The organism is Streptomyces sp. SAS_270 (assembly GCF_052543295.1).
The window spans coordinates 71227-90795 of sequence record NZ_JBMNDS010000017.1 but is presented as its reverse complement, the minus strand read 5'-3'; the positions used below and the strand labels follow the sequence as shown (position 1 = coordinate 90795).

Sequence of the window (19569 nt, the reverse complement as noted above, 5' to 3'; positions counted from 1 at the left end):
TCCCAGGCATACGAAAGGGCCCGGTGACGTCATGCGACGTCACCGGGCCCTGCTTTGCCGGCAGATGCCGACGAGATGGCCTCAACCCGCACTCCGGAACATCTGGGCGTCATTGCTCATTTCGCACCTAGAATTTTGACCGCTGCGGAAGGGGATGCCCGTGCGTACTGAGGGGACTGGCGAGATGGTCATGGAGTCGGCGATTACGGACACGTCGAGCGCGTCTGTTCCGGCACCCGGACAGCGCGTGACCGTACGCAACCGCCCTTGGGTGGTCACCGACGTCCTCCGCTCGACCGCCGCCAGCGACGACCCGGCCCGCGCTGCGGAAGCCGCCACCAGCCACCTGATCACTCTTTCTTCGCTGGAGAGCGACGGCCGGGACGAGGAGCTCCGGGTGGTGTGGGAGCTGGAACAGGCGACGGACGTCCACGACCAGTACGAACTGCCTTCTCCCGGCGATGGCTTCGACGAGCCTGGACGGCTGGACGCCTTCCTCGACTCCGTGCGCTGGGGTGCCATCGCCTCCGCCGACAAGACGGCCCTCCAAGCCCCGTTCCGCTCCGGCGTCGAGATCCAGGACTACCAACTGGACCCGGTCGTCCGCGCCCTGTCCATGCCGCGGACGAACCTGCTGATCGCGGACGACGTGGGTCTGGGCAAGACGGTCGAGGCCGGTCTGGTCATGCAGGAACTGATGCTGCGGCACCGCGCCCGCTCCATGCTGATCGTCTGCCCCGCCGGGCTGACGCTTCAGTGGCGGGACGAAATGCGGGACAAGTTCGGCCTGGACTTCCGGATCGTCAACACGAAAATGCTGCGGGAGCTTCGCCGTTCGGCGGGGCTGTACGCCAACCCGTGGACCCACCACCCGCGTCTGATCGTCTCGATCGACTGGCTGAAGCGCGAGCGCCCGCTGCGGATGCTGCGCGAGCTGCTGCCCGCCGTGCCCGAGTATCCGCGCGCCTTCGACCTGCTGGTCGTGGACGAGGTGCACACGTGTGCGCCGTCGGGGACGGGAAAGTACGCGGTGGACTCGCAGCGCACCCGGGCCGTGAAGCTGTTGGCCCCGCACTGCGAGCACCGCCTCTTCCTCTCGGCGACCCCGCACAACGGCTACCTGGAGTCCTTCACCGCACTCCTGGAACTCCTCGACGACCACCGCTTCGCCCGGGGGATCAAGCCGTCCGAGGAGCAACTGCGCCGGGTGATGGTGCGCCGTATGAAGTCGGAGCTGCCGCCCCTGTGGAACGGCAAGTCACGTTTCCCCAAGCGGGTGCCTCACGCGCTGGAGGTCGAGTACAGCGAGGCGATGCGAGAGGCGTACGCCAAGCTGACCGAGTACGCACGCTCGCGCCGCACCGAACAGGGCAACGGGAAAGCGGGCGGAACGGCCGCCGACTTCGTGACGTCGCTGCTGAAGAAACGCTTCCTGTCGTCGCCGAAGGCGTTCGCGGAAACCATCCACACCCACCTGGACACGATGACGTCCCGGCGCGCCGAGCCCAAGGAGGAACCGGCCCCGAGCGTCCGGGTGCTGCGGCCTCTGATCGACGGGATCGAGGAGGCCGAGGAAGAGGACGAACAGGAGCAGGCCGAGGCGGCAACGCGGGCCTTCACCGCCGCCCGTCAGGCCATGCGTCCGCTCTCCGACCGCGAGCACACACTCCTCAAGGAGCTGGACACCTGGGCCGTCGACGCCGGGAAGCGGCCGGACGCCAAGTTCGCCCGCTTCCGGGAGTGGCTGGACGAGATCGTGTGCCCGGACGGCCCGCTGGGCGACTGGGAACCCGAGCGGGTCATCGTCTTCACCGAGTACCGCGACACCCAGCGCTGGCTGTACGGGCAGCTGATCGCCGCCGGGTACCCCGAGGAGCGGATCGCCCAGCTGTACGGCGGCCAGGACCAGGACGACCGGGAGCGCGTCAAGCAGGTCTTCCAGGAGAGCCCCGACCTGTCCCCCGTACGTATCCTGCTCGGCACCGACGCGGCCAGCGAGGGCATCAACCTCCAGGCGCACTGCCATCGCGTCCTGCACTGGGAAATCCCCTGGAACCCGAACCGCCTGGAGCAGCGCAATGGCCGTGTGGACCGGCACGGGCAGAAGGCCGACCAGGTGGACGTGTTCCACTTCGTGCCGGCCGGCTGGCAGGGCTTCGACCCGGCACACGACCACCAGACGGACTCGGGCTACGAGGACGGGGCCCTGGAGGACGAGCTGCACTTCCTCGCCGTGGCCGCCCGGAAGACCGAGCGCATCCGCGAGGACTTGGGCAGCGCGGGCGAGGTGATCGCCGCGCAGGTCGAGCAGAAGATGCTGGGCCGCCGTTCGAGCTGGACCACCGCCGACGCCGAGATCACCAAGCGGTCCGGGAAGGCCGTCCTCAAGGTCGAGCGCGACCTGGCACGTGACCTGGAGCGGCTGGTGGACGCCCTGTCCGGCAGCCGCCAGGAACTGCACCTGCACCCGGAGACGGTCGAGCGGGTCGTGCGCACGGGTCTGCTGCTGGCCCACCACAAGGACCTCGGCGAGGTCCCCGACCCCAAGCCGGACAAGGGTGCCCGCTGCTTCCGGCTGCCGGAGCTGCCCGGAGCCTGGGCGCGCGCCCGCAACGACGGGCTGCGCCACCCCCTCACCGGCAGGGAACGCCCGGTCGTCTTCGACGAGGCGGAGGCCCGCGACCGTACGGACGTGGTGCACCTGCACCTGGGTCACCGGCTGGTTCAGATGTGTCTACGGCTGCTGCGGGCCGAGCTGTGGTCGAGCGGCGCGGGGGCCCACCTGTCCCGAGTGACGGCCCGGGTGGTGCCGGACGGAGCACTGCGGCAGCCGGCGCTGGTCGCACACGGCCGTGTGGTCATCACCGGCAGTGGCGGAACGCGGCTGCACGAGGAGGTGATCACGGCGGGCGGCCTGATCGAGGGCGGCAAGTTCGCCGCGGCGAAGATGGAGGAGGTCGACGGCTGGCTGACCGAGGCGACGGACGAGCTGCCCGCCACCGGCATCCGGACCGAACTCGCCGCTCTCTGGCCGCAGTTGGAGGACCGTCTCGCGCGCGCCCTCAACACCCGCGCGAACCGGCGCTTCCGTTCCCTTGAGACGCTGCTCGCCGAACGCTGCGAGGAGGAGGTCGAGGGCATGCGGGCGGTCCTGAACGACCTGGGCCGCTCGATCCGGGACCGGCTGGACGACACGGGCCACTGGCAGCAGGAGTCGCTGTTCGACGTCGACGACGAACGCCGCCAACTGCGTGCGGACCGGGAGGCGTTGCAGGAGCGGCTGCGGCGGCTGCCGGAGGTGACGGAGGCGGAGACGGCCGCGTTGCGCCGCCGCTGGGCCGCCCCTTCGCCGCGCTGGTTCCCGGTCGCCGTGACCTTCCTCGTGCCCCGTTCCCTCTCGCCCCTCGCAGCCACCGCCGCCCGCCAGGAGAACCGCTGATGCCGACCGCCGCCCCCGCCGCAAGGAAGTTCCCGCCGAAGGGCTCGGTCCCCACCCCCGCCGAACAGCACGAGGACTGGCTGCGGCTGCTGCGCCCCGACGGCCCGTTCGTGTCGCTGCCGGTGCTGGTCGGCGCCTTCCCGCAGGGCCTCGACACGATCCCCCAAGAGACATGGGCGAAGCTGCGGCAGGCGTGGGCGGAGGTCCAGGAGGACCCGGCGCTGCTGCGCCCCGCGTGGGAGAAGTTCGTCCTGACCGAGCTGATCGGCTGGCGGGCTCCCGGCCTGCGCGAGGGCGCGGCGATCCCCGAGTCGCTGCACGCCGGCGCGAACACGCCCGACGCCGTGCTCCTGGGCCCCGGCCAGTCCGGCGGCCTGGCCCCGCGCGCCCTCTTCTTCCGCACCGACGACTGGGAGGGCGCCCTCAACCGCCCGCGCGGCGAACAGCCCGGCCTCGCCGACCGGGCCGCGGACCTGTGCCGGGCGCGGGGAGTGCCGCTGGCGCTGCTCACGAACGGCCGCGAGTGGGCTCTCGTCCACGCCCGCCCGAAGGAGGCGACGACCGTCGCCGTCTTCGACGCGGACCTGTGGACCGAGGAACCGATCCTCGCCCGCGCCTTCGCGAGCCTACTCACCGCGGGCCGGGCGGTGCGCCCTCCGCTGGACGCGGCGGGCAAGCCGACCGACTCGACCGCGGGCCTGTTCGCCCGCACCGTCGACGCGATGTCCGAGGTCACCGACACGCTGGGCCGCCAGGTCCGCGAGGCGGTGTCGCTGCTGGTCGCGGAGCTGTCCCGACTCGACCGGGAGTCGCGCGGCGAACTGCTGCGAGGCGTACCCGCCAAACAGGTCTACGAGGGCGCGCTCACGGTCATGATGCGCCTGGTCTTCCTCCTCTACGCCGAGGAGCAGCGCCTGCTGCCCTCCGGCGACGAGCTGTACGACGCCTCGTACGCCGTCGGCCCCCTGCACGACGAGTTGGCGACGGCCCAGAGCCTGCACGGCGACGAGCTGGGCGACCGGGTCGAGGCGACCTGGCCGCGCCTGCTCGCCCTGTTCGCCGCGATCCACGGCGGCAGCACGCACGACCGGCTGTGGATCCCCCCTTACGGCGGCTCGCTCTTCGACCCGTCCCGTTTCCCCTGGTTGGTCCCGGCCAAGGTCACCGACCGGGTGGTCTACGAGATCCTCGACGCCCTCCTCACCCTGCGCGCCCGCAAGGGCTTCAAGGGCAGGGAGCGCCTGTCCTACAAGGGCCTCGACGTCGAGCAGATCGGCCATGTCTACGAGGGCCTCCTGGAGTACGGCTGCCGATGGGCCGACGAGCCCTACGTCGGGGTCTCCTTCGGGCGGGACAAGAAGTACGAGGCGGTACTGCCGCTGGCCCGGCTGGAGGAGTGGGCGGCGGCCGGCACTCTGGCGGACCAGGTGGCGGCGGTCACGGGGACGAAGGCCGCCACGGTGACGGCCGCGCAGGCCAAGTCGGGTGCGGCGACGGTCGAGTTGGAGACGGCGTGCGGCAACGACACGGCGCTCGTCGAGCGGGCCGCTGCTTTCTCTGGGTTGTACGGCCTCGACCTGCGCGGCGAGCCGAAGGTGTGGCCCGAGGGCTCGGTCATCGTGGTCCGCTCCGGCAACCGCCGGGACACCGGCACGCACTACACGCCGAAGGCGCTGGCGGAGGAGGTCGTCGAGCACACCCTCGCGCCCCTGTGCTTCGCGCCCGGTCCGGCGGAGGGTGCGGAGCCGGGCGTCTGGCAGCCGAAGAAGGCCGAAGAGCTGCTGAAGCTGCGGGTTCTGGATCCGGCGATGGGTTCGGGGGCGTTCCTGGTCTCGGCGTGCCGGTATCTGTCGGACCGGGTGGTGGAGGCGTGGCTCCGGGAGGACGAGCTGCCGCCGGAGCTCGCGCGGGACGTGGACCGTGACGACCATGAGCAACTCCACCAGATCGCACGGCGGTTGGTGTCCGACCGGTGCCTGTACGGCGTCGACCGCGACCCGATGGCGGTGGAGCTGGCCAAGCTGTCGCTGTGGCTCGTGACGCTGGCGAAGGGGCGGCCGTTCTCGTTCCTGGACCATGCGCTGCGGTCGGGGGACTCGCTGGTGGGGGTCATCGACGTCCGGCAGGTCAAGCAGTTCCATCTGGAGTGGCAGGACCGGCAGTTGAGCCAGGAGGTCGCGCGGGCGCTCGACGTCACGGAGACGTTGCTGTCGGAGGCGGCGGAGCTGCGGCGGCAGATCGAGTCGACGGCGGTCACCGACATCCGGGTGGTGCGCGACAAGGCGGACCTGCTGGCGAAGGCGGAGTCACGAAGCGAACGGCTGCGGCTGGCGGCGGACGCGGTGGTGGGCGCGGCCCTGGCCGCCGAGGGTATCTCCGACGACGAGGCGTCCGACATCTCCGGTGAGGAGCAGGTGGGCGGGGCGCGGGGCGCTGCGCGTTTCCGTGACGCCAAGGAGGACGCGAAGTCCCGGGCCTACCGGAACCGGCTGGAGTCGGTGGCGGGGCTGGTGGCTACCGCGCTGGAGGAGGGCGACGGGGCTGGGGAGGCTGCGGCGCGGGCGCGGGGGATTGTCGACGGGTGGTTGAAGGGGCCTCGGGCGGAGGCTGTGCGGCCTTTGCATTGGCCATTGGAGTTTCCTGAGGTTATGGGGGTGGGGGGCGCGGCTGGGTTTGATGTGGTGGTGGGGAATCCGCCGTTTGTGGGCGGCTTGAAGATCACAGGGGCATTGGGCCAGGACTACCGCGAGTACTTGGTCAACCGGCTGGCGGGCGGTACGCGTGGGCACGCAGACCTGTGCGCGTACTTCCTACTGCGGAACCTGGGGATCGCACCGGGACAGCGCACGGGCATCATCGCGACGAACACGATCGCTCAGGGCTACACCAGAGAGGTGGGGCTTGAGCAAGCCACGGCGAAGGGTTGGACCGTAAGTCGAGCGATCAAGTCTCAGCCTTGGCCTGGGACAGCCAATCTTGAAGTTGCTCTCGTCTGGCTCGCGCAGAACTTGGGTCCAACGGAGGCAGTGTTCTTGGACGGGCGGCAGGTGGACGGGATCACTCCTCTGCTCACGGCTCGTTCACAGACGTCGGGCAAGCATCAACAGCTGGTGGAGAACGAGAACCGAGCGCTCATCGGGTCATACGTACTGGGTGCGGGGTTCCTACTTGAACCCGAGCAAGCTCGGGCGCTCATCAAAAAAGATCCCAAGAACAAGGACGTCCTATTCCCGTACTTCAACGGTGACGATCTGAATCAGCGAACGGGGGCACCGGCGCGCCGGTGGGTCATCAACTTCCGCGGTTGGTCGCAGGAAGAGGCCGCACAGTACGAGGACGTTTTTGCGATCGTAGAACGCGACGTGAAACCCGTACGCGCGAGGAACAATCGTCCGGCTCGCCGGGACCGCTGGTGGCAGTTCGCCGAGCGCGCCCCCCAGCTGTACGAGTCGATCGAACACCTGGACAAGGTAATCGCCATCGGCCAGACCAGCAGTACGCAGCTACCCGCGCTCCTGCCGCGCAATTCTGTCTTCGATCAGAAGTTGGTGGTCTTCCCTACCGACAGCCACGCGGAACTGGCCTTCCGTAGCAGCGAGTTCCAGTTCTGGTGGACTGAAAAGTACGGCCCAACCCGAACGGCAGATCTCGTCTACACGCCGACCACCTGCTGCGCTCCTCTACCTCTCCCGCAACTCGACGACGATCTGGCCCGCCTCGGCAAAGAACTGGAAGCCCTCCAGAAGCGCACGGGCCTCGCCCTGACCCCGCTGTCGCAGAGCATCCACTCACGTGAGGACTCAGCCACCGACATCGTCGCGCTCAGGGAGGTCCACCGAAGGATCGATCACGCCGTGCTAGCTGGCTACGGCTGGGACGTCGACCTTGAATACGGATTCCATGAGACTCGGCGCGGCACCCGCTTCACCCTGTCGCCGGACGCTCAGACGAAAATCCTGGACCTGCTCCTTCAGCTGAACCACGCACGGTACGAGCAAGAGGTGAAGAGGGGGGAACACACTCCCCAGGCGAAGAAGCGAAGGGCTGCCGCCCGTAAGGCCAAGGCGAACCAACGGAGCACCGCGCACGCGTCTCGGAGCACCCAACTGGACTTCGCCGACGGACTGTTCCCCACGCCGGACGCCCTCTTCTGAGCCCACACGCCAACGCGCCCCGCTCCCGGTGCCAACCAGGCGTGGGGCGCGAGCAGTTGAGAGGTCAGCTCCCGGACGCGTACGTCACGAAGTCCGCCCACACGTCCGGAGCGAAGCCCAGGCGGGCGCCCTGGGTGTCCTTGGAGTCGCGGACGTGAATGGTGCCGGGGGTGTTGGCCACCTCGACACAGTCGTTCGGGTTGCTGGTGTCGCTGTAGCTGCTCTTGAACCACGCCAGCTCGGAAGGGTCTCCGGCAGAGGCCTCGCGGATCATGTGTCTCCCAGCAGTTGTTCGATGAAGGCCAGTGACTCCCGTGCGGTCAGAGCCTCGGCCCGGATGATGCCATAGCGCAGTTCGAGGATCCTCAGCTGCCTCGGGTCGGACACGGGACGGCCGCCGAACTCGTCGTCCATGCGCCCAACCGCCGTTCCGTCCCCGAACTTCAGCACCTGGATCCGTCCTCCGGTACCAGGATGGTCCCAGCGGTGCATCGGCATCACCTGAATTTCCACGTTCCGCAACTGGGCCAGCTCCAGGAGGTGCTCGAACTGCCTACGCCTCACCATCTTGCCTCCGACCGGACGCCTCAGCGTGGCCTCTTCTAGGACGAAGCTGAGCTCCGGGGCCGGCGAGCGCTGGTAGATCTCCTTCCTGGCCATGCGTGCGGCCACCGCCCGCTCCAGCTCCTCTTCCGGCGGCGAAGGCCGCCGCGTCCTCAGCAACGCCCACGCGTGCTCCTCGGTCTGCAGGAGGCCATGCGTGGCATGGCTGCCGTACGAGAGAAGCTCGACCGCCTTGGCCTCCAGCTTCGCCAGCTCCCGAACCTTCTTCGGGTACCGGACCTTCTTCACGTCCTCCTTCATCGCCGAGATCAGCCCATCCGCCCCCAGCACCTCGTCCGCCTTGTCCAGGTACTCAAGCTGAGGGATCCGCCTACCTCCCTCGATCTTGTAGACCATGTCCTCCCCGTACCCCACCGCCACCCCGAACTCGGCGGCCCGCATCCCCTTTGCCTCGCGCCGCAGCTTCAACTGCCGCCCCACGGTCGCGACCACCGCCACACCCCATTCGTCGTCCGGGTCCACCTCCCAACCCGGCTCGTCCGCCTCGCTCTTGAGCCGGCCCGCGTCGCCGTCCACCTGCTGCATCCCGCACCCCTCCGTCGTACGTCCACGCCGCAACGCCCCTTACCCGTACAGCCCGTGCCGACAGCCCCGACAACACCGGACAAACTCCGGACAGTCACGGTACGGACCGGCCGAGTCACTGTTCACGGTAAGCACGCACGACCACGCTCAGTCACGTGAACCAGGAAAACTCCACCCAACTCCACGCCCCCACCCGCCACTTCAGTGTCCTGCTGTCCCCCACGCCACGCGGCGCCCGCCTGGCCCGTCTCCTCGCCACGGAGTGGCTGCGCACCTGGGACCTGCCACCCGGCAGCACCGACACCGCCGCACATCTCGTCGCCGAACTCGCCGCGAACGCCGCCACGCACGGCCGGCTCCCAGGCCGGGACTTCCGACTCGCCCTGCACGCCACAACCGACGTACTCCGCATCGAGGTGACGGACACCCGCGGTGACGACCTCCCTCGACGCCAACCCCCGTCCCCGGACGCCGTATCGGGACGCGGCCTGCTCCTCGTGGAGGCTCTCGCCGACCGCTGGGGCGTCGAACTCGGTCCCGTCCCCCGAAAGACCGTCTGGGCCGAACTCGACCTGCCACCAGCGGAATCATTGACGGCACCGAAGCACAGCGGTCCATGCTCCGGTGCCACCAGCGCTCTTCCCTAAGAACCACGGGAGAGAAAGAACCCCACCAAGCCCCACCCCTCCCTCCCGCCCGCGTGGCCACCCACCGCGCAAACTCACTCACGCGAGTGAACATCACCAACTGGGCTGGATTCGGGACCGGTTGCCTGCCCTACGCTCAGCGCGGCACAACACAAAACAACCGCAGACATGCGACGGCCCCCGCCGGGAGTAACGATCCCTGCGAGGGCCTGACCACCGAGGAAGTTAGGCCCTTCCTGATGGACACGAAGAACCCTAGCGCGCCCCCGCGCGCCCAGTCCCGTATCGCGGGCAAAAACCACCCACACCGGCGGCCACCCGCGGGCGTCGTCCACGACAACACCCGCCACACCACCCGTTTCACGGTGATCGGCAACCACCTCGCCCAGCACGCCGAGCTCTCGGGTCTCGCGATCGGGCTCGCCGTCTACATCCAGTCACTGCCTACCGGCACCCCCGCCGACATCAAGACCCTCGCCGCCCGTTTCCCTGAGGGCACGACCCGAATCGCCGCCGCCCTGCGCGAACTGGAAACCCACGGCTACCTCCGCCGCACCCGCGAGCGCGTCCCCGGCGGCCGGATCGTCACCCGCACGGTCTCCTGCAACCAGCCCGGCGCGCCCCGGGAGGACGCCGCCCCCGCCGTACGACGGACCGCCCCGGACAAACCCCCACCCCGCAAGCTCCTCCCCGCCGTACCCCGGCCCACCTACCCCTCGCCCTCCCTTCTCCAGACGGCCACCGACCTCCTCGCGGGCCTGCGCCGCCTCGACCCCCGCCTCCTCCTCTCCACCACCGACGCGGAACACCTCGCCCCCGGAGTCGCCGCCTGGCTGGAACGCGACCTCACCCCCACCGCCGTACGCCACGCCCTGACCACGGACCTGCCACCCGAGGACCTGCGCCGCCCGGCAGCCCTCCTGGCCCACCGACTCGCCGCCCAGCTGCCGCCTCCGCCGCCGTTCCGCGCACCCGCGCCACCCCGTGACGTACGGCATCCGCTCCAGACCTGCGACGGTTGCGACCGCGCCTTCCGCGCTCCCGTGCCAGGCCACTGCCGGGACTGCCGGTCCGACCTGATGGGAGGCTGCCCAGCATGAGCGTGACGGTGCAGGAATCTCCTTCACTCCAGCCCCGGCCGGATACCCTGGCGGGGGCACTCCTGGAGGACACCATGAGCACACTGGCCGACCACGGACGCGAGCTAATCCCCCGCCCCGAGCAGACCCCCGATGCGCTCCGCGCGGCCCTCGCCGTCGTTGCCCCTGGGCGCCTGGACGAGATGCAGACCACGAAGGACGAAGCCTTCGCCAAAGCCGTCGAGTGGCAGTCGCTGAGCCCCGTGCAGAGCTGGGTCCTCATCTGGGCCAGGGACATCGAGATCGCCCGCCGCCCCGACCTGTCCTCCCGCTTCGCCCACGCGCAGAGCACGCTGGAACACGAGGACCCTGCCATCGCGCAGGAGGCTCTGCGAGAGCTGAGCGTCGTCCTGGACGACGCCATGAAGGCAGTGCGCGGTTGAGCTGGAAATGGGAGTACGCCTTCGGTGCGGAGGAAGCCGCCCGCACCGCTCCCACCGACTTCCTCACCAGGGTGGAAAGGAAGGCGGACGAGCTGGTCAGAGCTGCCGAAGCCGTCCACATCCACGGCCGGGACCACAAGGGCGTCGACCCGAAGGGCGGCGACATCATCGTCCCCGGCGGCATGTTCACGTATCAGGTCGTCGTACGCAGCGAACGTGTCTACGTCGTGCAGATCACCTACCTGGGGTTCTGACCGTTCCAGGCACGCACTCGCTACTCCGGCCGAACGGCGAACATCGTCACCCCGCGCATCCGCACCCCCGTGCCACGCGGCTCCAGATCACCCGTCACCGCCACCTCAAATCCGTGCCGCCAGGCGTCCGTGGCCTTGTCGACGTCCTCCGGACGCAGCTCCACCCGGACACTCCGCTGGCGCTGGGAGTCCTCGTGGAGGAGGGAGCCGTAGATCGTCGCCTCACGTGGGCTCATGTCCCGGTGCAGTTTGGTCACCACGCCGTGCAGGACGGCGTCCTGCTCCCGGCCCAGCCGCTCGCGCAGATCCTCGGCCACCGCTTCCAGGGCCTCCACATGGCGGCCGGTGATCGCGACCGGTCGTGAGGGCTGTTCCATCGGCATCTCGGGTGACCAGGCGAACGCCAGCGAAAAGTCACGGCGCTCCTCGCCCGCGATCTTCACGAGGGACTCGCAGAGGTTGGCCGACAGGCCGGCACTGTCCAGGTGCTCGAAGTGCGGCACGGAGTCTTCGGCCAGTGTCTCCTCCGCGACGAAACGCGCGCAGGTGACTCCCGCGAACAGCATCCGCGAGACCCTTCGGGCGAACGGTTCGGAGGGCAGCGAGGGATGCCTGGCCAGGTCAGAGTCGTCGAAGAGAGCGCCCTGCCCGGTCCTGTCGTGCCCGCCGTACAGGCCGTCCGGCAGCGGGGTGTGGGCGGCGATGACATAGCTGCCGACCCGCGTCTGGTCCAGCCGAACCGCGGCCACGTGGTCCTTCACCACCTGCGGCTTCTGTCCGGGCTGCACGGCCTGCGGGGTGAGCGCGGAGGACGCGGCCGCCGTGTGCAGGTCCTTCAGACCGGTGAGTGCCGACACCAGGTCCAGGAGGGGAGCCGTACCGGAAGGGCCCGGCGGTACGAGCCTGAGGAACTGCCAGTCCACCGGCGGCAGTTGCATCTCGCGCAGGATGTCGCCGGGACGGCGGGCCTCGACGATCGCGAGGGTCTCCAGGATGTCGGCGACCCGGCCCGCATAGTCACGACGGCGCTGCATCGGCACCAGGAGCTCGTACGGAGCCGGGTCGAAGGGTGCCCCCGGCTCCTGCGGCGGCCTCCACTCCCACAGCTCGGCACCGGACAGGTCGCGTTCCGCGTTCCATCCCTTGCCGCTCAGGTAGCGCCTCACAACTACGGGAGCCAGGCCCGCAGCCTCCTCGAACTCCGCATCCGTGATCACGGTCATGACACCACCAGCATGTCCCGGTAGTCCTCGGCGAAGAGGTCGTGCAAGGAGTCGACGGTCAGCAGATTGGCACGGGGGACGTGGACCGTGCGCGTACCCGTTTTCGGCACGTTCTCCAGCAGATCTTGGTCGTGCAGGCACATCCAGTAGGCGGCACGCCGCAACAGCAGGCGGTCCTGGTTCGCGTGCGCCCAAGCGAAGGGGTCGGCCGGGGCCAGGACAAGAAAGAGGAAGCGGGGGATCTCGTAGTCACGGCCGGCCAGCAGGTTGTAGTTCTTCACCTTGAGCGGGTAATGGATGTACTCGCCGTGGATGTCCGGTGACGATGTGCACTTCACTTGCGCCTCAATGGCCGGAAAGCGACGGGTCCCCGCCCGCCCCGCGTAGCCCAACTGCCAGTCGACGCCCACCCGGTCGCGTTCCCTGCGACTCACGTCCAGATCGGCCGCCGTGGCCAGCATGCGGATGAACTCCTCGCCGAACGCTCCCCGGTGGCCGTTGTCCCCGAATCCCGTCGATCCCTTGAGCCATCCCGGTGCATGCTCAGGGCCGGTCAGCGGAATGCCGTATGTCCCGGCCACGGATTTCGCAGGTGCTAAACCACTCGACGGCTGATGCGGGATACCGCCGGTTCTGTTGTCCGTCATGTGTCCCCGCTCGCCCCTCGAACCCCCGCGCGCCGCTGCGTCCTGCGGCTCTTCGCACGCGTTTCGTACCCCTGGAGCCACGCACCGTAACGACGGTCACACGCTCAACCAAAGACCTTGATCGGAATCAGGCCGAAAGCAGCCCGCCGGATGGCGCGGAACCATCAGCAGGTGAAGCGGCTGATCGGGTTCCGTACGGAAGTCCGTACCGGTTGTCGGTGGGCACACCTAGTCTGGCCCCGTGACGCAGCAACCTCTCGCCAGTTCAGGTTCCGATCCGGACCCCGCCTCCGGTGGAGCGGTGCTGTCCGCGCCCACCCCGCAGCAACTGCGCGACCGGCTCGCCGAGCTGGTAGTACGCGATCTTCTGGGGCCCACCGGCGAGGAACCGGAGGAGCTGGCGGGCAATCCCCTGGACCACTACATCATCGGGCGGCTGGCCCCCGGTGGTGTACGGGACGAGGAGAGTGCGGCCCTGCGGACCGTCGGCAAGGTGGTCGCGCCCGAAACGCTCGACGAGACGAGCATGGCGCCTGAACAGGAGCCGGAGGCCGGGGATCCCGAGCCGTCAGCGCCCAATATGCCGAGTCTTCATCCGTCGACGCTGGGGCTGACCCTGCGCGTGGACGGCCAGGTCCAGGAGCTGACGGTCGACTGCGCCTGGGCGCGCTACGAACGTGGGGACTCGAAGATCGAGGGCAACCCGAAGCGCGTGTACCACCGGGTGCCCTGCTCGGGCACGGTCACCGTGAAACTGGTGGAGGGCAAGCTGGCCGCCCAGCCGGTGCACGCCCGCGACTTCCCGCACATCGTGGTGCGCGGCCGGGCCCGCGTGCACGAGGGATCGTGGCTGATCTCCCTGTTCCTGGTCAACGGGCAGGAGAACAAGCCCGGTTCGACCCACTGGATGTTCCAGGCCACGATGGCCGTCGCGAGTGCGCCGGGCACCGCGCCGTTCCTGCCACGCCGCAGCGCCGAGCCTCCCGGCGGCAATCAGGACGAGCGGCGCTCGCTCGCCATGACGTACCGCTTCCACCCCGAGTTCGCCGTGGGCCACGGCACCGGCGTGCACGCCGAGGCCGACCCTGCGGACCCTCGGCGTGCGATGCGTATCTCCACCACGGCCACGCCCTCGTACGAGATCCCGCACACGGACGTACCGGACCCGCGGCACGATCAGCGCGACGAGGACCTGCCGGAGCTGACGGAACTCGTGCTGGACATGAGCGAGTTGAGCAGGCTGGAGGCCGCTCCGCTGCGGGCCGCCCTGCTCCCGCTGGTGGACGGTTACCGGTCCTGGATCGAGCGGCAGAAGCAGTCGGTGGACGACCCGGCCGCCGGGCTCGACGCTTATCGTGCGGAAGCTCTGGAGAACATGCGCCTCGCCGGTGAGGCCGCCGACCGTATCCACGCCGGCATTGACCTGCTACGGGACGACCCCGACGCCCTCGACGCCTTCCGGTTCGCCAACCGCGCCATGTGGCACCAGCGCGTCCACACCATCGCCGCGGGCGACCGTCGCCGTACACCCACGAAGTCGCTCGAAGAAGCGGTCCGGGAAGTCGACCTGCCGAAGAACCGCAGCTGGCGACCCTTCCAGCTGGCCTTCCTGCTGCTCAATCTGCCCTCCCTCGCCGACCCCGCCCACCACGAGCGCACCGACGACCGCAGCGCACTCGCCGACCTCCTTTGGTTCCCCACCGGTGGCGGCAAGACCGAGGCGTATCTCGGTCTGACCGCCTTCACCCTCGCCATCCGGCGGCGCAAGCCCCACCTCGGCAGCCTCGACGCCGAGCACGGCGTCGCCGTGATCATGCGCTACACGCTGCGGCTGCTCACCATCCAGCAGTTCCAGCGCGCCACCGCGCTGATCTGCGCCTGCGAGGTGATCCGACGGGAGGAGCCGGACCGCTGGGGTCACAACCCGTTCCGTATCGGACTGTGGGTGGGGGGCAGGGTCACCCCCAACACCACTGACCAGGCAGCCGACTGGGCCAAGGAGCGCAAGAAGGAGAAGGGGCACGGCGGCTTCGGCCGTATGGGCTCGCCTCATCAACTCACCAGCTGTCCCTGGTGCGGGGCGAAGATGGAGGCGGGCCGCGACATCGCCGTCGACACCACCCTCCGACGGACGTTCATCACCTGCCCCGACGCCTTCGAGTGCCCCTTCGGGGCCGCCGCCTTCGGGCTCCCGGCCGATGAACAGGGCCTGCCGATCCTCGTCGTGGACGAGGAGATCTACCGCTATCCGCCGAGCCTCGTCATCGCCACCGTCGACAAGTTCGCCCAACTGCCCTGGAAGGGCGAGACCCAGGCGTTGTTCGGCCAGGTCTCCCGGCGCTGCACACGGCACGGCTATGTCACGCCGTCCGCCGTCGACGCGGAATGGGAGTCCTCCAGCCACCCCGCGGCGGGCGGTCAGCCGGCCGCCTCCACCGTCGACGCCGTGCGCGTGCGCCCGCCGGACCTGATCGTCCAGGACGAGCTGCACCTCATCTCCGGCCCGCTCGGCTCCCTCACCGGGTTGTATGAGACCGCCGTGGACCGGCTCTCCACCTGGGAGCCCGAACCCGGCCGGGCCGTGCGCCCGAAGGTCATCGCCTCCACGGCCACCGTGCGCCGCGCCGACCGGCAGATCCACGACCTCTTCGCCCGCAGGACGGCGGTCTTCCCACCCTCGGGAGTGAGCGCCGACGACACGTTCTTCGCCCGGCGCCGGGACACCGACACCACACCGGGCCGACGGTACGTGGGCATCTGCGCGCAGGGAGTGCGGACCAAGTCCGTGGCGATCAGGGTGTTCGTCGCACAACTCGCTGCCGCCCAGCATCTGTACGAGACCTACGGGGCGAGCGACCTGACCGACCCGTACATGACCCTCGTCGGCTACTTCAACAGTCTGCGCGACCTCGGCGGCATGCGGCGGCTCGTGGAGGACGACGTGTCGGCCAGGCTCGTCCGAGCCGACCGCCGCGGCCTCGCCGCACGACGGATCGGTGAACCGGCCGAGCTGACCAGCCGGATGGCTTCCGACGCCATTCCCGACATCCTGGAGAAGCTCGACATCACCTTCGGCCGTCGGCCCAAGGGTTCGCCGCGCCCCATCGACGTCCTGCTCGCCACCAACATGATCGCCGTCGGTGTGGACGTCTCCCGGCTCGGCGTGATGGTTGTCAATAACCAGCCCAAATCGACCGCCGAGTACATCCAGGCGACCAGCCGCGTCGGCCGTCGGGCGCCCGGTCTTGTCTTCACCGTCCTCAACTGGGCCCGACCGCGCGACCTTTCGCACTACGAGACCTTCGAGTCCTTCCACGCCACCATCTACCAACATGTCGAAGCGCTGTCCGTCACACCGTTCGCAGACCGCGCCGTCGACCGGGGCCTGACCGGCGTCCTGGCGTCCTTGGTGCGCAACCTCAAACCCGACTACAACCCCAACCGCGGCGCCCAGTGGGTCGATCGCCGCGGCGAGGTCGTCTCTCACGCCCTGCGGTCTCTGGAGCTGCGCGCCAGAGACGTCACGGCCGTCCAACACACCGCCGACGAGGTACGCACCCGGCTCGACGTCCGGCTCGACTACTGGGAGCAGAAGCGCAAGGCACCGGGAGCGGTTCTCGGCTACCGCGCGGCCCGCCGCCAGGGCGACGTGGCTCCCCTCCTGCTGGAACCGGACAGCGGCCCATGGCGGCTCATGACCTGCCCGACGTCACTGCGTGAGGTGGAGCCCCCGATCCGGCTGATCTTCACCGGGCCGGCAGGTGAATCCGACGACGAGCCGCCCTACGTACCTCGTCAACAGGCCGACGACACCGGCCCGGCCACTGACGCAGATCCCGCAGATCCCATGGAGACGACATGACCAGCCCCGCCACCGATTCGCTCCGCGTCGGCGAGCTGCGTCCCAGCCAGCTCCTCCATACGTACGGCGTCGGCGCCGTCACCGACCTGCCCAACCTGTCGACGATGGTCATGGGGCTCGACGACTGGGACCCCGTGCGCGCCCGCGTTCTCACCGAGGACCGCCTCCTGGCCGCCGTCCGCCGCCGACTGGGGGGCCAGGTCGCCGCCCTGCGCACCCCGCCCCACCTGCCGGAGAACCCTGCGGACCCGTACGGCGACTGGACCAGGACCGGCGTACCGGTCGGCCTGTTCCCCCGCTGGCTGCGCTGCTCACGCGAACGCTGCAACCAGCTGGCCCCCGCTTCGGGCGGCCTCTTCCAGCTCCGGCCGAACCTCTACCGACCGGAGAAGACCAAGTACGTCCACGTCAACTGCGGCGGCGCCGGCAAGGGGCAGCCCACCGCCCTGCCGGCCCGCTTCCTCGTCGCCTGCCCGGACGGGCACATGGACGACTTTCCCTGGGTCTACTTCGTCCACCGTGGCGCATCCTCGTGCGAGGGGCACACCCTCAGCCTGACCGAGTCCGGCACCACCGGCGAAGCCGCCAACGTCTTCGTACGGTGTACCTGCGGAGTGCCGCCCCGTTCCATGGCGGACGCCCTCGGCCAGGCAGGGGAGCGGAACCTGCCCGCCTGCCGAGGCCACCACCCGCACCTCGGCACTTTCACCCCGGGGTGTTCCGAGCACGCGCGCACCATGGTGCTGGGCGCTACCAACAGCTGGTTCGCCTCCCAACTGAGAGTGTTCAGCATCCCCCGTGCCGAGGAGCCACTCACCCAAGCAGTCAGGGAACACTGGAGCCTGCTGTCCCCGCTCGCCGCCGTCCCCGCCGACGCCGCGAAGATGTTGCTGCCCACGCAGGCGTGCTGGCCCGAGTTGGAGCAGTACGGAACGGACGCCGTCTGGGCCGCGGTCACCAGGGAGGCTCAGGCGGCTGCGGGTGATCAAGTCGGCGAGGACGAGGAGTTCGACCTCATCACCCCCGAGTGGCGGGCTTTCACCCACCCCCGCGACCACTCGCTTCCGGACTTCACCACCGTCCGTGAGCGGCAGGTGCCCGACGGCACCACCGACTGGCTCGACAGCGTCGTCCTCGTCCACCGGCTCCGCGAAGTCTCGGCACTCACCGGCTTCACCCGGATAGAGGCTCCCGAGTGGCTGCCGGAGGAGGAAGGGCGCACCCGCTCCGGAGCGATGCTCAGCCGCAGTCCCTCCACCTGGGTGCCTTGTGCCGAGCTGCGCGGCGAAGGCGTGTTCCTCGCACTCAACGAGCAACAACTCGCGGAGTGGGAACTGGAGGACTCCGTACGCGCCCGCGAAGAGGTCCTGAAGTCGGCGCACTTGGACTGGTGCATGGCCCGCCGGGTCGAGCCCCGCTGGCCCGGTATCAGGTACGTCCTCCTGCACACCCTGGCGCACGTTCTCATTCGCCAGTTCGCCTTGGAATGCGGCTACGGAGCCTCCGGCATAGCGGAACGCATCTACGCCCGCTCCGGGCCTGACCCCATGTCCGGAATCCTGCTCTACACCGCTGCTCCCGACAGTGAGGGAACCCTGGGCGGACTCGTCTCGCTCGGCCGTGGCGAGCGGCTCGGACCGGCCATCACTCAGGCCCTTGAGGAAGCCAGACTGTGCAGCTCCGACCCGATGTGTGCCGAGCACGATCCACGTGTCCACGCCCGGCTGCACGGGGCGGCGTGTCATGCCTGCCTGTTCGCGGCGGAGACCTCCTGCGAGCGGGGCAACCACTACCTGGACCGGGCCCTGCTGGTGGAGACGCTGGCGGACGACAAGTGTGCGTTCAGGCCATGAGCCGACCGAGCGGCCAGGACTTGAGCGGACCGGACAGGCCGTCTGCTCACACGGCGGACGTGCCCGCGGCCCGGAGCGGTGCCCCCTTCCGCCGTCTTCCCCGGCTGCTGGCCGCTCTCTGCGATCGCCTGCCCGAGGACCGTATCGCCGTCGTGGAGCAAGTCCTCGACACGATCACCGGTCCCGAAGACCCCTTGTTGAGCCGTTTCATCGCGGCGCAGTCCGCCGCCGGTCTGGGGCAGCAGCTCTCCGAGATCGTCCGCGTCTGGCGCGCCGAGATGCCGGACATGACCGGGGCGGGACTCGCCCTTGCCTTGGCAACCTCCCGGTCGTTCCCCCGGCCCAGGCCCGCCCAGGTCGCGGTGAGCGGACCGATCAGTGCGTCCATACCGGCAAGGCTGACGAGTGGCGTCGCCGTGGAGGTCATCCGCATGGCGCAAACCTCACTGCTGATCGCCAGCTTCGCCGCCCACGGCGCTCGTGACGTCGTCACGGAGATAGGGCAAGCAGTCGACCGAGGGGTTCGCGTGGATCTCTTACTGGAAGAGTCCACACAGGCATCGGCGGCATTTGCAGAGCTTCCCGACCATGTGCATGTCTGGCATCGAGTCGGGCCCTCGGGCGTCCTGCACGCCAAGTTGATCGCTGCCGACCGGCACACAGCGCTTCTGGGCAGTGCCAACCTCACGGACCGGGCTCTCTCCGACAACATCGAGCTTGGTGTGGTGCTGCGTGATCCACACCTGGTGGAGCCGCTCGTAGGCCATTTCCGCTGGCTTCTGGCACCTGAAAACAACGTCATGCGGCTTGCGTGATTTG

13 protein-coding genes are annotated in these 19569 nt (G+C 69.3%); 9 read left to right on the top strand and 4 right to left on the bottom strand.

Annotated features, from left to right (window positions below):
* Positions 1-154 precede the first annotated feature (154 nt).
* Both drmD and ACN6LB_RS14625 read left to right on the top strand, forming a co-directional pair.
* A complete protein-coding gene (drmD, locus tag ACN6LB_RS14630; RefSeq protein WP_445026169.1) occupies positions 155-3439 on the top strand; it encodes a DISARM system SNF2-like helicase DrmD in 3285 nt (1094 codons plus the stop codon).
* Positions 3439-7593: an Eco57I restriction-modification methylase domain-containing protein gene (locus ACN6LB_RS14625; protein WP_445026168.1), complete on the top strand. Its 4155-nt coding sequence runs from the start codon at positions 3439-3441 to the stop codon at positions 7591-7593. Before drmD ends, ACN6LB_RS14625 begins: the two co-directional genes overlap by 1 nt.
* 64 nt (positions 7594-7657) lie before the next feature.
* On the opposite strand, the gene ACN6LB_RS14620 is transcribed toward ACN6LB_RS14625, so the two are convergent.
* Together ACN6LB_RS14620 and ACN6LB_RS14615 are read right to left on the bottom strand one after the other, a co-directional pair.
* Positions 7658-7867, bottom strand: a complete 210-nt coding sequence (locus ACN6LB_RS14620) for a DUF397 domain-containing protein (RefSeq protein ID WP_445026167.1) — start codon at positions 7865-7867, stop codon at positions 7658-7660.
* A complete protein-coding gene (locus ACN6LB_RS14615) occupies positions 7864-8742 on the bottom strand; it encodes a helix-turn-helix domain-containing protein (protein WP_445026166.1) in 879 nt (292 codons plus the stop codon). Before ACN6LB_RS14615 ends, ACN6LB_RS14620 begins: the two co-directional genes overlap by 4 nt.
* A 155-nt stretch (positions 8743-8897) precedes the next feature.
* Here ACN6LB_RS14615 and ACN6LB_RS14610 point away from each other — a divergent pair, with 155 nt between their 5' ends.
* The 4 genes from ACN6LB_RS14610 to ACN6LB_RS14595 all read left to right on the top strand — a co-directional run bounded on the left by ACN6LB_RS14610 (position 8898) and on the right by ACN6LB_RS14595 (position 11165).
* The gene (locus tag ACN6LB_RS14610) at positions 8898-9389 is read left to right on the top strand and encodes an ATP-binding protein (protein WP_445026165.1); all 492 of its coding nucleotides are present in this window, start codon (positions 8898-8900) and stop codon (positions 9387-9389) included.
* A 239-nt stretch (positions 9390-9628) separates the two neighbouring features.
* Positions 9629-10489, top strand: a complete 861-nt coding sequence (locus ACN6LB_RS14605) for a helix-turn-helix domain-containing protein (protein WP_445026164.1) — start codon at positions 9629-9631, stop codon at positions 10487-10489.
* A 74-nt stretch (positions 10490-10563) separates the two neighbouring features.
* Positions 10564-10911, top strand: coding sequence for a hypothetical protein (locus ACN6LB_RS14600; RefSeq protein WP_445026163.1), 348 nt, complete (start codon positions 10564-10566; stop codon positions 10909-10911).
* A complete protein-coding gene (locus ACN6LB_RS14595) occupies positions 10908-11165 on the top strand; it encodes a hypothetical protein (RefSeq protein ID WP_445026162.1) in 258 nt (85 codons plus the stop codon). Before ACN6LB_RS14600 ends, ACN6LB_RS14595 begins: the two co-directional genes overlap by 4 nt.
* A gap of 20 nt (positions 11166-11185) precedes the next feature.
* Here the strand turns inward: ACN6LB_RS14595 and ACN6LB_RS14590 are convergent, their stop codons facing one another.
* A complete protein-coding gene (locus ACN6LB_RS14590) occupies positions 11186-12388 on the bottom strand; it encodes a hypothetical protein (RefSeq protein ID WP_445026161.1) in 1203 nt (400 codons plus the stop codon).
* The gene (locus ACN6LB_RS14585) at positions 12385-13035 is read right to left on the bottom strand and encodes a DUF4365 domain-containing protein (RefSeq protein ID WP_445026160.1); all 651 of its coding nucleotides are present in this window, start codon (positions 13033-13035) and stop codon (positions 12385-12387) included. Before ACN6LB_RS14585 ends, ACN6LB_RS14590 begins: the two co-directional genes overlap by 4 nt.
* 241 nt (positions 13036-13276) lie before the next feature.
* Between ACN6LB_RS14585 and drmA the strand changes: the two genes are divergently transcribed.
* Genes drmA through drmC form a run of 3 tightly spaced genes read left to right on the top strand, consistent with a single transcriptional unit; the run spans position 13277 to position 19565 of the window.
* Positions 13277-16897 carry a DISARM system helicase DrmA gene (drmA, locus tag ACN6LB_RS14580; RefSeq protein ID WP_445026159.1) on the top strand — a complete coding sequence of 1207 codons (3621 nt, stop codon included), beginning with the start codon at positions 13277-13279 and terminating at the stop codon, positions 16895-16897.
* Positions 16894-18750 (top strand): DrmB family protein, encoded by a 1857-nt coding sequence (drmB, locus tag ACN6LB_RS14575; RefSeq protein WP_445026158.1) that lies wholly within the window; start codon positions 16894-16896, stop codon positions 18748-18750. Before drmA ends, drmB begins: the two co-directional genes overlap by 4 nt.
* Positions 18747-19565: a DISARM system phospholipase D-like protein DrmC gene (drmC, locus tag ACN6LB_RS14570; protein WP_445026157.1), complete on the top strand. Its 819-nt coding sequence runs from the start codon at positions 18747-18749 to the stop codon at positions 19563-19565. Before drmB ends, drmC begins: the two co-directional genes overlap by 4 nt.
* The last annotated feature ends 4 nt before the right edge of the window (positions 19566-19569 follow it).